The 14,627-nt window shown below is 69.8% G+C and carries 17 protein-coding genes; 8 read left to right on the forward strand and 9 right to left on the reverse strand.

The window, feature by feature from the left end; all coding sequences use genetic code 11:
- Nucleotides 1–26: 26 nt before the first annotated feature.
- The 3 genes from CLV40_RS22400 to CLV40_RS22410 form a co-directional block, all read right to left on the reverse strand.
- Complete coding sequence (locus CLV40_RS22400; protein WP_104480918.1) at nucleotides 27–1,982, reverse strand: DUF6541 family protein; 1,956 nt, start codon at nucleotides 1,980–1,982, stop codon at nucleotides 27–29.
- Between the two features lie 126 nt (nucleotides 1,983–2,108).
- Nucleotides 2,109–3,425 (reverse strand): lipopolysaccharide biosynthesis protein, encoded by a 1,317-nt coding sequence (locus CLV40_RS22405; RefSeq protein WP_245931467.1) that lies wholly within the window; start codon nucleotides 3,423–3,425, stop codon nucleotides 2,109–2,111.
- Nucleotides 3,422–4,441, reverse strand: a complete 1,020-nt coding sequence (locus CLV40_RS22410) for a glycosyltransferase family 2 protein (RefSeq protein ID WP_104480919.1) — start codon at nucleotides 4,439–4,441, stop codon at nucleotides 3,422–3,424. The genes CLV40_RS22405 and CLV40_RS22410 overlap by 4 nt, the downstream gene beginning before the upstream one ends.
- Before the next feature lie 142 nt (nucleotides 4,442–4,583).
- Here CLV40_RS22410 and lhgO point away from each other — a divergent pair, with 142 nt between their 5' ends.
- On the forward strand, nucleotides 4,584–5,759 hold the full coding sequence (gene lhgO / locus CLV40_RS22415) for an L-2-hydroxyglutarate oxidase (RefSeq protein ID WP_374066637.1): 1,176 nt from the start codon (nucleotides 4,584–4,586) through the stop codon (nucleotides 5,757–5,759).
- Between the two features lie 484 nt (nucleotides 5,760–6,243).
- Entirely contained in the window at nucleotides 6,244–6,429 is a 186-nt protein-coding gene (locus CLV40_RS22420) for a hypothetical protein (RefSeq protein ID WP_104480921.1), read from the forward strand.
- Nucleotides 6,430–6,823: 394 nt separating this feature from the next.
- Here the strand turns inward: CLV40_RS22420 and serS are convergent, their stop codons facing one another.
- From serS to CLV40_RS22440, 4 genes are all read right to left on the reverse strand, one after another.
- Nucleotides 6,824–8,086, reverse strand: coding sequence for a serine--tRNA ligase (gene serS, locus CLV40_RS22425; RefSeq protein ID WP_104480922.1), 1,263 nt, complete (start codon nucleotides 8,084–8,086; stop codon nucleotides 6,824–6,826).
- A 96-nt stretch (nucleotides 8,087–8,182) separates the two neighbouring features.
- Nucleotides 8,183–8,653 (reverse strand): DUF350 domain-containing protein, encoded by a 471-nt coding sequence (locus CLV40_RS22430; protein WP_104480923.1) that lies wholly within the window; start codon nucleotides 8,651–8,653, stop codon nucleotides 8,183–8,185.
- A gap of 61 nt (nucleotides 8,654–8,714) precedes the next feature.
- Nucleotides 8,715–9,878 carry a glutathionylspermidine synthase family protein gene (locus CLV40_RS22435; protein WP_104480924.1) on the reverse strand — a complete coding sequence of 388 codons (1,164 nt, stop codon included), beginning with the start codon at nucleotides 9,876–9,878 and terminating at the stop codon, nucleotides 8,715–8,717.
- Nucleotides 9,879–10,550: a hypothetical protein gene (locus CLV40_RS22440; RefSeq protein ID WP_245931470.1), complete on the reverse strand. Its 672-nt coding sequence runs from the start codon at nucleotides 10,548–10,550 to the stop codon at nucleotides 9,879–9,881. It lies immediately after the preceding gene.
- Between the two features lie 192 nt (nucleotides 10,551–10,742).
- Between CLV40_RS22440 and CLV40_RS22445 the strand changes: the two genes are divergently transcribed.
- From CLV40_RS22445 to CLV40_RS22465, 6 genes are read left to right on the forward strand one after another with little or no spacing between them, the layout of a single operon-like run.
- Complete coding sequence (locus CLV40_RS22445) at nucleotides 10,743–11,651, forward strand: septum formation family protein (RefSeq protein WP_245931471.1); 909 nt, start codon at nucleotides 10,743–10,745, stop codon at nucleotides 11,649–11,651.
- A gap of 9 nt (nucleotides 11,652–11,660) precedes the next feature.
- The gene (locus CLV40_RS22450) at nucleotides 11,661–11,999 is read left to right on the forward strand and encodes a metallopeptidase family protein (RefSeq protein ID WP_104480961.1); all 339 of its coding nucleotides are present in this window, start codon (nucleotides 11,661–11,663) and stop codon (nucleotides 11,997–11,999) included.
- A 15-nt stretch (nucleotides 12,000–12,014) separates the two neighbouring features.
- Nucleotides 12,015–12,155: a hypothetical protein gene (locus CLV40_RS38200; RefSeq protein WP_181043654.1), complete on the forward strand. Its 141-nt coding sequence runs from the start codon at nucleotides 12,015–12,017 to the stop codon at nucleotides 12,153–12,155.
- The gene (locus CLV40_RS37380) at nucleotides 12,152–12,751 is read left to right on the forward strand and encodes a DddA-like double-stranded DNA deaminase toxin (protein ID WP_146108175.1); all 600 of its coding nucleotides are present in this window, start codon (nucleotides 12,152–12,154) and stop codon (nucleotides 12,749–12,751) included. Before CLV40_RS38200 ends, CLV40_RS37380 begins: the two co-directional genes overlap by 4 nt.
- Entirely contained in the window at nucleotides 12,748–13,182 is a 435-nt protein-coding gene (locus CLV40_RS22460) for an Imm1 family immunity protein (protein ID WP_104480927.1), read from the forward strand. The genes CLV40_RS37380 and CLV40_RS22460 overlap by 4 nt, the downstream gene beginning before the upstream one ends.
- A gap of 35 nt (nucleotides 13,183–13,217) precedes the next feature.
- On the forward strand, nucleotides 13,218–13,469 hold the full coding sequence (locus tag CLV40_RS22465; RefSeq protein ID WP_181043655.1) for an Imm1 family immunity protein: 252 nt from the start codon (nucleotides 13,218–13,220) through the stop codon (nucleotides 13,467–13,469).
- A gap of 6 nt (nucleotides 13,470–13,475) precedes the next feature.
- Here CLV40_RS22465 and CLV40_RS22470 read toward each other — a convergent pair whose 3' ends face one another.
- Together CLV40_RS22470 and CLV40_RS22475 are read right to left on the reverse strand one after the other, a co-directional pair.
- Entirely contained in the window at nucleotides 13,476–13,649 is a 174-nt protein-coding gene (locus CLV40_RS22470; protein WP_104480929.1) for a DUF397 domain-containing protein, read from the reverse strand.
- Complete coding sequence (locus CLV40_RS22475; protein ID WP_219824065.1) at nucleotides 13,630–14,361, reverse strand: DUF5753 domain-containing protein; 732 nt, start codon at nucleotides 14,359–14,361, stop codon at nucleotides 13,630–13,632. The genes CLV40_RS22470 and CLV40_RS22475 overlap by 20 nt, the downstream gene beginning before the upstream one ends.
- Nucleotides 14,362–14,627: the final 266 nt, after the last annotated feature.

Here is a 14,627-nt window from a genome sequence, read left to right on the forward strand (position 1 = left end):
CTTGTCGACGCGGTCTAGCTGGTTCGTCACTTGCTGCCCGCGGCTTGGCCGCGCGGTTCCGGCGCACCGGTGGTGCCGGACAGGTCGTAGATCATCGCCTGGTTGTTCTCGAAGACCAACCGGATGCCCGGCAGGTCGGGCAGGCCGACCAGGCCCGGCGCGCGGGCGCGGCCCGCGCGCACGTAGCCGGAGCCGAGGACCACGTAGCGCACGCCGAGCCTGCTGACGGCGGCGCGCACGTCCGGGTCGGTCTCGTACTCGTTGAGCCCGTTGGTCAGCCGGTGCGGGTCGGAGTCGACCTTGCTGCCGTAGAAGGTCCACTCCACCGGGGTGACCTTGTTCAGCGCGTACATCCAGACCGAGCCGTCCTGCACGTCGTTCATCACGCGCTCGCCGGGCGCGGTGTGCGCGGCGAGCCAGGCGTAGGCCTCGCGCTCGCCGGAGTTGACCGTGGGGCCGTCGTTGTAGTTGCGGCCGAGCCTGGCCACGTTGCTGTAGATGTACGCGCTGCTCATCAGGGCCATCACCAGCACGACGACCGCGGCGGTGCCCGCGGCGACCAGCGGGGTCTTGCGGGAGCGCTCGGCGAAGACGTGCCACTGGGCGACGGCGGCCTCGCTGATCGTCCAGACGAACTCGCCGACCGCGATGGCGCCCGCGAGCGGCAGCAGCGCGGCGAAGCGCCAGGCGTCGTTGTAGAAGGGGCCGGTGATCATCGCGATCAGCGGCGACTCCTGGGAGACCGTGATCGCGTACACCCCGGCGAGCAGGATGTAGGACAGCGCGAGCCAGAGGATGCGGCGGTGCCGGAACATCAGCACGAGACCGATGAACGCGGGCACGCCGAGCCACCACTGCGGCAGCCCGTTGGACGGGGTGAACAGCACGGCCTGGCCGAACGCCTCGGCTGGCGTCGCCTCCGAGGGCCACTCCGCCGCGGTCACCCCCGCCGCGCTGGACAGCGCCGGGAGCATCTGGAGCACCACGAACACCAGGCTCAACCCACCGGCGACGGCCAGCGGTACCCAGGCGCGGCGCCAGCGGATCGGTTCGAGCTTGAACACCGCGCACAGCGCGATGACGACCAGGTAGGCGAACAGCACGAACGCGAGGCTGGTGTGCAGGCCGACCAGACCGGCGGTGGCCAGCGCCAGGGCGAGCGGGCCGCCGAGGCCGCGGGAGATGAACAGCAGCCGCAGCACCGCGAGCACGGCGGGCACCAGCGCGACACCGGCCACGTACGGCCACAGCGGGCCGCGCCACAGCGAGTCGTACGGGAAGGCGGAGAACCAGGTGGACACCGCGGCCGCGACGGCGGTGCCGACCGCGGGCATCCGCCACGCCACACCGAGCGCGGCCACGCCCAGCGGCCAGGCGAGCACGCCCGCGAGCGCGGCCAGGTTGAGCAGGTGGGCCATGTCCAGGCCCGCCTTGTCCAGCAGCAGGGCCAGCAGGGCGTGGTAGGTGTCCGGGTAGAAGTAGTTGGTGGCGTCGGCGCTGTTGGCGATGGCGCCGACCGTCGACGGGGTCGCGTTGGCGTGCTCGGCGATCCAGCGGACCAGGTTGCCGTGGAAGCCCGCGTCCCAGTCCTGCTGGACGTAGCCGAGGTCCTTGACCCCGCGCAGGAAGACGGTGAAGCCGACGGCCAAGCCCGCCAGCACGCCGACCGCGATGACGCCGTGGCCGCCGGGGCTGAGCTTGCGGGGCGCGAACCGCGGGTCGTCCGCGTCGGTCTCCGGACCGCGGCGGGCGACCAGCCACGCGGCGACCCCGCCGACCGCGGCGAGCGCGAGGAACCAGAGCGAGACGTTGAACAGCGTCCAGGAGAGGCCGAGCTTGCCGAACAGCGTCACGCCCATCGCGACGCCGCCGAAGGTCAGCGCGGGCGCGATGGCTGCGAGCGTCCACCCCCGCAACCGGATGGCGGCACCCACGACGAGACCGGGCAGCCAGAAAGCGAGCAGAACGACAAGAACACTCATCCGCTAGGTACCCACAGTCATCCGATAGCCGATGTCCGATTGCCGATGATGGCTTGTTCGCGCCTCCAGACGGCCCCTACCAGGCCCGGCACGGCCAACACCATAGCGCGGGACGAGTGCCCCGAATCAGGCGGGCATCCGCTCGACCACCGAGGGTTCCGACCTCGCTACCAGCACCGCCGCGACGAGCACGCCCAACGTCGGTCCGACGACCAGACCCAGGACCGCCCGCGCGACGTGGTCGCCGGGACCCACCACGAGCACCACGGCGGAGGTGACCGACACCACGGCCCAGGCGAGCAGCACCGCGCCCGGGCGGACCCGCGCGACGAGCACCGCCGCGAGCAGCTGCACGACCGCGATCAGCACCGACGACCACACCAGACCGGCCACGACCCAGCCCGCCACGTCGTACTTGGCGCCGAGCATGAACCGCACGGCCCACGGCCCGATCAGGAGTCCGACCACCGCGCCGAGCCCCGCGAGCCCGACCGCGCCGAGCGTCCCGACGGCGAGGACCTTGCGGAGCCTGCGCAGCCCCTCCGGGGTCGACGACATGCGCACGACCACCGGCACGGCGAGCGCCTGGACGGCGGCGAAGAGCAGCAGCGGGATCCGCGCGACGGCCAGCGCGGCGTAGAGCGAACCGAGCCGGTCGGGGTCGCCGCCGGGGGCGAGCAGACCCACCATCGCCGGGTAGCCGGTGACCACGCTGGCGGTGAGCGCGGCGGAGGAGAAGAGCATCAGCATCCGCCGCACGACCGCGCCGGACGGGTCGCCGGGCAGGTGCCGGTCGACGCGCGCGCCCGCGCGGCGGCCGAACAGCAGCCAGGCGAACGAACCGACACCGGCGGCGACGGCCAGGGTCAGGGTGCTGTGCAGGGCGGCGACGACCAGCGCCACCATGACCACCGGGCGGACCGCGGCCTCGACGATGATCAGCCCGGCGTACGGGTCGACCTGGTTGTCGCCGACGAGCAGACCGCGCACGGCGAACTGCACGGCGAAGGCGAGACCGCCGACGAGCACCACCGCGCCGAGCCAGTAGTCGTCGCCGAAGAGGCGGGTGTTGACCCCGGGGACGAGCGTGACCGCGCCCGCCACACCGACCGCGACCAGGCCGACGACCAGCGCGGTCACCGCGTTCGACCCGAGCTTGCCGCCGTGGGTCTTGGCGACGGCGGACTGGCGGGACAGCTCCTGCTCCAGCGGGGACAGTGCGCTGCCGAGGCCGAAGAGCAGGCCCCAGAAGGTCATGAAGACGACGTAGTCGGGCTTGTCGAGCAGCCTGCCGGTGAGGATGACGACCGCGTAGCCGAGCGCGGACCCGGCGAGGATCGCCAAGGTCACCCGGCCGACGGACCGGCCCCCGACCCCCGTCCCGCCGGGTGCGTCCGGTTCGGCCACGGTCGGCTCGGTGCCGGTCACGGGTTCGCCGGTCATTTGCGCAGCTTGGCGCGCAGGGCGAGGACGAGGCCGCGCAGCACACCGAGGCCGAAACCGCCCGCGAAGAGCGGCAGCAGCGTGCCGACCGCGCGCGCCTCACCCGGGGTGGCGCCGCAGCGGCGGACCACGGCACCGGCGGCGGCGGAACCGACCGCGCCGACCGCGACGGTCTTGACGGGGTGCTTGACCAGCATGACCGCGGTGACCGCGCCGACGCCGAGCGCGCCGAAGAGCGCGGTGCGGGCCGGGCCCGCGGAGGTCAGGTAGCTGTCCACGTAGGTGGTGCCGCGGTAGTAGGACTGCGCGACGAACTTCCGGAGCGTGTCGCGGCCGTTGTAGACCGCGGCGAACCCGGGGGCGAGGTGGATGCGCTCGCGCTCGATGATCCAGCGCAGCACCTTGGTGTCGTCGCTGGCCAGCGTGACGTCGTCGTAGAGCGAGTCGAACGCCTCGACCGAACCCGCGAGCAGGTCGCGCGGGGCGGCGAAGAAGCCGGTGCCCTTGGGGTAGAGGTCGAACTCGTCCGGGCCGAAGGAGGTCAGCTTCGGGTCGGCGAAGTAGCGCCGCCACGGGACCTTGACCAGACCGGCGAGGAAGCCCGCGTACGGGTTGCCCTGGGAGGCGACCTCGATGTGCCCGTTCCACACCCGCCGCTCGGGGTGCTCGGTGACCTGCTCGCGCAGGAAGCCCAGCGCGCCGGGCTCGACGATGACGCGGCTGTCGAGGAGCAGGACGAACTCACCGGTCGCCTTCGCCAACCCGGCCTTGCGCGCCTCGAACCGCCCCGCGTTGACCTGGCTCACAACGGTGATGTCGTAGCGGTCGGTCAACTCGGCCAGCCGGGCGCCGGTGGCGTCGGTGCTGCCGTCGTCGACGACGACGACCTGGGCGGCCCACCGGCCGCGCGCCAACGACTCCATCAGCGCGTCGATACAGCGGGAGATCCAGTTCTCCTCGTTGTACACCGGGATGACGACGCTCAACGTGGGCGCGGTGGTCACGCCGGTGACCATACCGGGGCCCCGCCGCGGCCCTGCTCGGTGTCGCGGGCAAGGCCGCCCCCGCGCTTGGTGATCATCGGCGGCGGTCATGCTTGGCGGTGCGGGGAGCGGACATTCGGCTGGGAGCGAGGACAAGCCCGTGCGCAAGGTGATCATGGTGGGTGGCGGCATCGTCGGGCTGGCGGCCGCGCGGGCGCTGGCCGGGCGGGGCTGGGCGGTGACGGTCCTGGAGAAGGAGGACCGGTGGGGCGCGCACCAGACCGGCCACAACTCCAACGTCGTGCACGCCGGGCTGTACTACAAGCCGGGATCGCTTAAGGCGGCGATGTCGGTCGCGGGCAACCGGTCGATGGTGGAGTTCGCGCGGGCCAACGGGGTGCCGGTCGAGGTCTGCGGCAAGCTCGTGGTCGCCACCGCCGAGTCCGAACTGCCCGCGCTGCGCGTGCTCGCCGAGCGCGCGGAGGCCAACGGCGTACCCGCGAAGCTGATCACGCCGGAGGAGGCCCGCGAGTACGAACCCGAGGTCGCCGCGGTCGCCGCCCTGCGGGTGGAGAGCACCGGCATCATCGACTTCCCGGCGGTCTGCGCGGCCATGGTGCGCGAACTGACCGAGGCGGGCGCCGACCTGCGCCTGTCCACCCCGGCCCTGGGCATCCGCGCCGGTTCGGGGGGTGGGGTGGAGGTCGCGACCGGCACGTCGGTGCTGCGCGCCGACGCCCTGGTCAACTGCGCGGGCCTGCACAGCGACCGGGTGGCCCGCATGGCGGGCCTCACCCCGAGCGCCCGCATCGTCCCCTTCCGCGGCGAGTACTACGAACTGCGCCCCGACCGCTCCCACCTGGTCCGCGGCCTGATCTACCCGGTACCGGACCCCACCCTGCCCTTCCTGGGCGTCCACCTGACCCGGATGCTCGACGGCAGCGTCCACGCGGGCCCCAACGCGGTACTCGCCCTGCGCCGAGAGGGCTACCGCTGGCGCGACCTCTCCCCCGCGGACCTGCTCGACACGGCCCGCTTCCCCGGCACCTGGCGGCTGGCCCGCAAGTACGCCTTCCCGGTCGGCTACGACGAGGTCCGCCGCTCCCTGTCGAAGGCCCGCTTCGCCGCCAGCCTCGCCCGCCTGGTCCCCGCCGTCACGGCGGACGACCTGGTCCGCAGCGGCGCGGGCGTACGAGCCCAGGCCCTGCTGCCCACCGGCGCCCTGGTGGACGACTTCCTGATCGAGTCGACCCGAAACCAGATCCACGTCCTCAACGCCCCTTCGCCTGCCGCGACCAGCGCCTTGGAGATCGGCGCCCACATCGCCGCCAGACTCGTCGAGGTCAGCTAGCCCGCCCTCTCACCCACACAGATGAAATCCATCCACAACCCGCGCCTAGCACCGCATTTCCGCAGGTCGCACTTGTCCACATACCCCCGAACCATCCACAACTCCTTCGCCCCAACCGAACAACCCCCTCCCCGCACTAAACTGGAGCAGGGTCGCCCCCCCAGAGGTGGGTGGGGGCTGCCCTGGGGTCGGGGCGGTGGCTTGCCGCGATTGGTTGTGCCGCAACGGATTCGTTGGCAGCCCAAGACATTCGGTCGCCTCGGCCGCCAGAGGGTCGAGGCGATGCGGGGTGCGAGGTCGGTCGGCTAGGAGCCTCAAGAACCACGCACGGGAACAGCACAGACGGGCGGTTGGAACTGGCCGCTGCGCAGCCACGCGTCCCTGACCGTGCGCCGCAGAACACGCACACGTCGCACGACCAGGTTGCGGTCGATCAAGCCGGCGCGATCGAGGCGCCGCTGGCAGCTCCGTCCTGCTCCTCACCGTGCCCAAAGCCTCGACCGCCCTGGGCACCATCGCCCGCGCTCTCGCCGAGGCGGCACGCGGCAGCAAGGCACTGCTCGCCGCTCAACCCCACGCCGCCTCGGCCAGGTCCACCGGCACGGACACGGCAGGCGCGGTCGCGCCACCGGTGGCCGACGTCGCCACCGGTGGGCAGGTGACCCGGTGAGCACCCGGACCACGATGAACGCCGCCGAGTGCGAGTTCGACCGGGACCTGCTGTGCGCGGAGGACCCAGCGCGCGATCAAGCTCCGCTGGCCTCTGGTCGCCCTGACCGTGCTCATTCTCGCGGCTACGACCTACCTGATCACCCTTAACCCGGACAAATGCCATCCCCCGTTGCGACAGCTCTCATGATGCTGGTAGCAGCACCGATCGCTGCACTCCAACTCGACCGCCGACGGTCCCGTGAGAGCCAGCCGGACCAGGACTAGCTGCCCAAGACCGCGTCAGCGGGTCGACTGCCAGCGCGATCGAGCCGTCGCTGCCTGGTTGTTGCGGCGGTGGCCACAACGCGACCGCCCCGACCACCGGGGTGGTCGGGGCGGATGAAGAGCGGAACTCAGGCGATCGGTTCGATGACCTCGAGGCCCAGGTACGGGCGCAGTGCCGCCGGGACCACCACGGAGCCGTCGGCCTGCTGGTGGTTCTCCAGGATGGCCACCAGCCAGCGGGTCGTCGCGCCGGTGCCGTTCAGGGTGGCCACGACCTGGGGCTTGCCGTTCTCGTCGCGGTAGCGGATGTTGAGCCTGCGGGCCTGGAAGGTCGTGCAGTTCGACGTCGAGGTCAGTTCGCGGTACGACTGCTGCGTCGGCACCCACGCCTCCGTGTCGAACTTGCGGGCCGCGCTGGTGCCTAGGTCGCCGGTGGCGGTGTCGATGACCCGGTACGGCACCTCGATCTTGGCCAGCAGCTCCTTCTCCCACGCCAGCAGCCGCTGGTGTTCGGCGGCGGCGTCGGCGGGAGCGCAGTAGGTGAACAGTTCGATCTTGTCGAACTGGTGCACGCGGATGATGCCGCGGGTGTCCTTGCCGTACGAGCCCGCTTCCCGGCGGAAGCAGGTCGACCAGCCCGCGTACCGGCGCGGGCCCGCGGACAGGTCGAGGATCTCGTCGGCGTGGTAGCCGGCGAGCGGGACCTCGGAGGTGCCGACCAGGTAGAGGTCGTCCTCCTCCAGCCGGTAGATCTCGCTGGCGTGCGCGCCGAGGAAGCCGGTGCCCGCCATGATCTCCGGGCGCACCAGCACCGGCGGGACCATCAGGCTGTACCCGGCTTCGGTGGCCTGCGCGGCGGCGAGGTTGAGCAGGGCGAGCTGCAGCCGCGCGCCGATGCCGGTCAGGAAGTAGAACCGCGAGCCGGACACCTTGGCGCCGCGCTCCATGTCGAGCGCGCCGAGGCGGACGCCCAGGTCCAGGTGGTCGAGCGGGGTGAAGTCGAACTCGCGCGGGGTGCCGACGTGTTCGAGGACGGTGTAGTCGTCCTCGCCGCCGACCGGGGCCGCTGTGTCGACGAGGTTCGGCAGCGCGCGGTGGGCCTGGTCGAGTTCCTTCTCGGCCTCGGACTGCTCGGCCTCGGCCGCCTTGACCTCGGCGGCCAGCTCCTTGCCCTTGGCCAGCAGCGCGTCGCGCTCCTCGCCGCGCGCCTTGCCGACCTGCTTGCCGAACTGCTTCTGCTCGGCCCGCAAGGTGTCCGCGCGGGAAACCGCGGACCGCCTGCGCTCGTCGGCGGACAGCAGGGCGTCGACCGCCCCCCCGTCCTCGCCTCGGGCGCGCTGCGACGCGCGCACGGCCTCCGGGTCCTCGCGCAGCACCTTCAAGTCAATCACGGTTCGTGAGCGTAGTCGGCCCGCTGCGGGGCGCGCGCCCGACATACCACCGGGGGCCACCGCGCGTGGCGATGGCCCCCGGTGCGAAGAGCGCTACTACGAGATGGCGACGGCCACGATCAGGCCGAGCGCGATGTGCGCCGCGGCCACGACCACGCTGGCCGGGGCGAACTTCTCGTCGTCGATGGTCTGGCCGATGTCGAGGCGGGTGACCCACTCCAGGGTCCGCACCGCGAGCACCTGCACGATGATGCCGATCAGGCCGTAGACCACCGAGGTGATCAGGCCCGCGGTCAGGTCGTTGGCCGAGAAGAAGATCGCCACGACGATGATCAGCGCCATGCTGAGCATGCCGGAGGCGGTGATGATCACGGCGTTGGGCTTGCCGGTGCGGACCAGCTCGGAGAGCTTGCCCGGAGTGGTCCAGTCGATGGCGTAGAAGCCGATCAGCATCAGGACCAGGCCGATGATGGCGTAGAGGGCGATCGCGCCGATGCCCTTACCCAGGTCGGCGCCGAAGCCTGCGGGGAGCGCCAGGTTCGTCACCGCGGCGAGCTGACTGGTCACGAGTCCTCCATGGACGTGCCGGTGGAGCGGTTGTGGTCGGGGAGGTCCCCGGGACGGGTACTCACTGCGGGATCCGGTGCGGGACGAAGGCGGCGCCGTCGTCGGTGACCAGTCCCGAGGTCTCGCGGATGCCGAGCCCGGCCGCGCCGTCGCCGACGATCCACGCGCCCAGCGCGGGCCGGTAGCCGTCGAACTCGGGCAGCGGGTCGAACGCCTGGTAGACGTAGCCCTCGGCGCCGTAGACGCCGCCGGTCTGGGTCTCGTAGCCGGTGGCCACGATCTGCACGTTGCTGCCCTCGCGGCCCAGCTTCGGCTTGCGCACGTACTCGGTGAGCAGGCCGGGTTCGTCGAGGAAGGCGGGCAGCAGGTTCGGGTGCCCGGGGTACATCTCCCACAGCACCGCGAGGATGGCCTTGTTGGACAGCAGCATCTTCCACAGCGGCTCGACCCACAGGGTGCGCGGCTGCGACTCCACCACGCGGGTGCCGAAGTCCTCGGCCACGACCCACTCCCACGGGTAGAGCTTGTTCACCGTGGCCATCGGCGACTCGGCGAGGTCGACGAACCGGTTGAGCGCGCTGTCCCAGCCGATGTCCTCGATGGCCAGGCCGACGGTGTCCAGTCCGGCCTCGGCCGCGGTCTCCTGCAGGTAGGCGGTGGTCAGGTGGTCCTCGCCGGTCGGGTCGGCCGACGACCAGGTGAAGTGCACCTCGTTGGACGGCAGCAGCGCCGCCACCTCGCCCCACCGCTCGACCAGCCGCTCGTGCAGCGAGTTCCACTGGTCGTCGTCGGGGTAGACCTCGGTCTTCCAGTACCACTGCACGACGGCCGCTTCCAGCAGGGAGGTCGGGGTGTCGGCGTTGTACTCGAGCAGCCGGGCCGGGCCGGAGCCGTCGTAGCGCAGGTCGAAGCGGCCGTACACGTGCGGGTCGCGGCGCTTCCAGGACTCGGCGATGTGCGGCCAGGTCCACTCGGGGATGCCGAAGGCGCGGTAGCGCTCGGTCAGCACGATGTTGTCGACCGCTTCGAGGCACATCGAGTGCAGCAGTTCGACGTCGGCTTCGAGCGAGAGCACCTCGTCCATGTCGAAGGCGTAGTGCACCGACTCGTCCCAGTACGGGCGGGAGCCGCCGTCGCCGTAGCGGGCGGGGCTGCCGAACACCAGGCCCTGCGACTCGATCTTGGCCCGCCAGTCCGGTCGGGGGGTGGAGCGTTCCCGACGCACTCAGCTGCCCCCGCTCTTGCCGCCGCCGCTGACGCCGAGGCCGCCGCGCGAAACGGACTTGCCGGAGCTGGTCTTGACCGAGGTGTCGGCGGACGGGGCCACGTAGGTCCCGCCGGTGGCCTTCTGGCCCACGGACCCGGAACCGCCGTAGTTGTAGCGGTAGGAACTTCCACCGATGTAGATGAACCCGCCGCTGTGGTAGCCACCGTGCGAGGTGGCGTAGCCGTCGTCGCAGTAGTCGTCGTCGACGACGACGCCGTTCCCGTCGACGCAGCGCGCGGTCACCTCGTCCGGTGTGGACGCGGCGTAGATCACGGCGACCAGCGCCACGACGCCGACGGTGACCCCGGAGCCGATGAGGAGGCGCTTGCGCTTCTTGCGCTTGCGCTCGGCCTCGTCGATCGCGGCCTGCTCCTCCTCGCGCTGCTTGCGCAGGGCCTCCCGGCGGGCGCGTTGTTCGGCGACCGAGGGTTGCTTCGGCTTGGTGGTGCCGTCCTGGTAGTTGACCGATCCGCGCTTGCGCGGCTCGGTCGCGCCCTCCTCGGCCTCGGGCGGCACGTACGGCGGCGGGCTCGATTCGCCCCCCGCCGGGCCGTCGACCTGCGGTTTCGGCTCTGGCTCCGCGGGGACCGGCCGGTCGCCGGGGTCCTGCGGCCTGTCGTTGTCAGTCATGTACCACTCCCGGGGCGCACCCTAGCTGACCAGCGCCATCGACACCGGATGTTTGTCCTGATCGCAACCTGGGTGCCTCCCGTTCCGCTCCCGTGGCCGCGCCCGGGGAGCGGACACGGCATCATGGAGTAGATGTCTGGACGCGGCGACTGGTTTCGGTCGAATGACCCGACGGCGAGGACTCGGCTGATCATGGCCGGGGCGTTCGTCGGATCGCTGCTGCTCATGGGCAGCAGCACGGTGTTCTCGTGGCCCGTGAAACTGGGCTCCGCGCCGGTCAGCGCGGAGGAGGAGCGCCAGGCGGCGTTCGACTCGCCCGCGGGCAGCTGTCTGACGTGGACACCGCCGGACGGAACGGACATGAAGCGCGTCGACTGCGCGCAGCCCCACCTGTTCGAGGTGACGAGCAACGTCGACATCACCGGCGACTACCCGCCGGACGTGGCCCCACCCGACCTGGCGCGCTGGCAGCAGATCGCGAAGGCCAAGTGCACCCCGGGGGTGACGGCGTACCTGGGCGGCAAGCTGGACCCGTTCGGGAAGTACACGGTCAACGCGCTGAAGCCGAGCGAGGCCCAGTGGCAGGACGGCGACCGGAAGCTGCGGTGCGGTGTGCAGCGCACCACACCGTCGGGGGGGCTGCTGACGAGCACGGGTTCAGCCGCCGACGCGGACCAGTCCAATGTGCACGAACCGGGCACCTGCCTCGCACTGGACAACCAGAAGATCGGCGACCCGCTCCCGTGCGACCAGGAGCACGCGTACGAGATCGTGGGCACCGTGGACCTGGGTTCGGCCTTCCCGGGCGACTCGCCGACGAAGGACGCCCAACTGGAGAAGGCCGGTGAACTCTGCGTCGAGGTCACCAACACCTACACCGGCGGCACCGACCTCGCGGCGAAGGGCCTGACCCCGTACGCGGACGCCCTGGAACCCGAGAGCTGGGCGGCGGGCTCGCGCAAGGTCGACTGCAAGGTGGGCGCCCGCCTGGCCGACGGCTCGGGCCTGGCCCCGGTCACCAACAGCGTCCGCGGCACCCCGACCGAGTCGACCGCGCCGACCACCACCACCCCCGCCCCCACCACGACCCCGACGGGCTGAGGCGTGGACATGCCGCGCGACCGGTTCGAAGAGCTGGTCGCCGAAGCCCTGGACGAGATCCCCCGGGAGCTGGCGAAGGCGATGGACAACGTGGTGGTCCTGGTCGAGGACCGCGACCCGCACGACCCGACCCTGCTGGGCCTCTACCACGGGATCGCGCTGACGGAACGGACATCGCTGTACAGCGGTGCGCTGCCGGACCGGATCTTCATCTACCGGGAAGCGATCCTCGACATCTGCGAAACGGAAGATGACGTGGTCGAGGAGGTGGCAATTACCGTCGTACACGAAATTGCCCACCACTTCGGAATAGACGACGCAAGACTTCACGAATTGGGCTGGGGCTAGCTACCCTCGGCCTCGATGTCCATCGAGACCGAACTCGACGCCCTACGGACAACCCAAACCCAACTCCGCCGCCTGGCTCAGGCGGTCGGAGCAGCTGAAGCACACCTGAACGAGACCATCTACGGGGTTCTGGCAGTCCTGGGCAAAGCCGAGTGATCCTCACCCTTGAGGCGATCCAGGCCAGGTTCGTCGAACTACGCGACCTCCTCACCCGAACCGACCACCAACTCTCAACAGCAATCGCCCACCACGCCGGCACCACCACACCACCGCCCCCGGCCGCCCCCACCCCGTCATACACCGAGAACAAACACGGAGACCGGTACCCCGAAGAAGCAAACCCCTACCACGACTGGCTCCCACCAAGAGTCAGCCGAACCGACGTGAACCCACCGATGACCGGCTACGTTTTCCTCAACGGCCGGAGCACCGGAGAAATCGGCGCGACTCGCTTCGACCCATGGGCAGAAGCCATGGTAGAAAGGCTCGAAGAACTCGACCTTCCCGACGCGATTGACATTCACCACCATGTAGAAATGAAGGTGGTAATAATGCAGATCCAGAACGGGGCAACACACGGACAGGTGATCATCAATCACGCCCCCTGCGGCACCCGACGGAGAAGCCCGAGACCTACCTGCGACAGCACGCTACCCAAAGTTCTCCCAACAGGGTATAGCATGACGGTGTTGGGAACCGACGCCAGCGGCAATCCATTCAAGAAGACATACCACGGAAGGGCACCCAGGTGACCGCCGAGCAGATGCCTCTTCTCGAAGAGGAATTCATCGCAATTGATGAGATCGCCCAGGGCGTCGATTTGGTTGCCGCCGTGCGCGAACTGAACGACAGCGGGGTGAAGAAGCCCTGGGCGTGGGTGCTCGCTTCGAATTGGGAAGAACTGGGCGAGGGTGAGATCCGGAGTTCGATGATGTTCGGCGTGAACAACGATCGCGGGATTCTCGCATGGCGACAGGGGTGGGAAGCATCCGTGCCGACCATCGGCGTAGGGACAGAATGGACGACCGTATACCTCGGTGGGATGTACGACTCGTCCGCCCAGCCAGGGTCTGATGTGCCGATCGAGATCGTTTACCAGGCTGTCGAGGAGTACTTGGCCACCCGAGAGCGACCCACGTGTGTGGAGTGGCGGCGCGGAGAGATCGCGCCCAGGCGCCGATGAGCACGGAGCCGATTTCCCTCCTTAGATTCGAGTGCATGGCGATCGACGAAAACGACCGTGGGATTCTCTGCCGGGAGCAGGGGATGGAGGCGTATGTGCCGACCATCGGCGTGGGCGACGAGTGGACGAGCGCGTACCTCGCCGGACTGCACGAATCGCCCGCCCAGCCTGGGTCCGATGTGCCGGTGGAGGTTGTCTACCAGGCGGTTGGGGAGTATTTGGCTACCCGGGCACGACCCACGTGCGTGGAGTGGCGGCGCGAGGAGGTCATGCCCGGGTATATGTGAGGGTGGTTAGACCTCGGACAAGAACTTCTGCCACTCGGTGTGGCCGAAGCGGAGTGCGGGGCCTTCGTTCTGCTTGCTGTCCCGGGTGAGGACGGTGGTCGGGTTCAGGAATGCCACCTCGACGCAATTGGCTGTGCCGCACCGGCTGCTCTTGCGCCAACTAGCCTCGGGTCGCTTCATCTAGAAAGTCCTTCCCTGCTTGCCGGATCCACGCGACGCTCGTCTTTTCGTCGAGGGCTGCCGTCCAGATGCGCTGGAAGGCCGTGGAGTAGTTGTCGATCTCGTCTGGCTTGTCGAGGTAGAGATCGCCGGAGAAGTTTTCCACATGGACGACCGGGGGCTCTCTGTCGGTGTCTCCGGGGAAGCGGAACAGGATGAACGGCCCGGTGACCAGGCCGTGGTTCATGCCTGCGCCGAACGGCATGACTCGCATGGAGACGTTGTCCAACTCGGCAGCTGCCGCCAAGTGGAGGAGCTGTTCGCCCATCACCGCCGGCCCACCGACCGGACGGCGCAGGATGGTTTCGGCCAGCACCACCGAGATCGTGGGACGCGCGGTCGTCCGGGCGAGCAACGGTTGTCGCGCCAGCCGCAACGTCACGCGGCGGTCCAACTCTTCATCGCTCCACTTGCCGTTGTGGGAGCTGATTATGTTGCGCGCGTAGTCAGGGGTCTGGAAGAGGCCGGGAACCACGTCCGACTGGAACCACTGCAGTGAAGAGGCAGCCTCCTCCAAACCGATGTAGAGCGCGAACCCGTCCGGGATCGAATCGCTGTACGCGTGCCACCAGCCATGGCTTTTGGTCTTCTTGGCCAGGCTCTTGAGCATCTCCGTCACCTCGGCCGACGCGCCGTACACGCGGCACATCGCCTCAGCGTCGAGGCTGCGCATGGAGGTCTGCCCGGTCTCGATGCGCCAGAGCTTGGCCTCCGACCCAATGCCACTAACTTAGGCTAGGTGCGAGGATTCTGATGGTGGCCGGACCCTGATGTCGAACGCCTTGATGTTTGCCCTTTTTGGTGGGGTAGCGTTTATGGCGTCCACGTTTGGCCACACGGGGGTACGTTCGGTGCCTTCGGGCCGCGAGGTGTCTCTCGTTGATTTCCGCGCGGGTCTCCGATAACGCTCTCGCTTGGCGTTCAGGGGGAAAAATCCGC

This window comes from Actinokineospora auranticolor, from assembly GCF_002934265.1.
Taxonomy (GTDB): Bacteria; Actinomycetota; Actinomycetes; order Mycobacteriales; family Pseudonocardiaceae; genus Actinokineospora; species Actinokineospora auranticolor.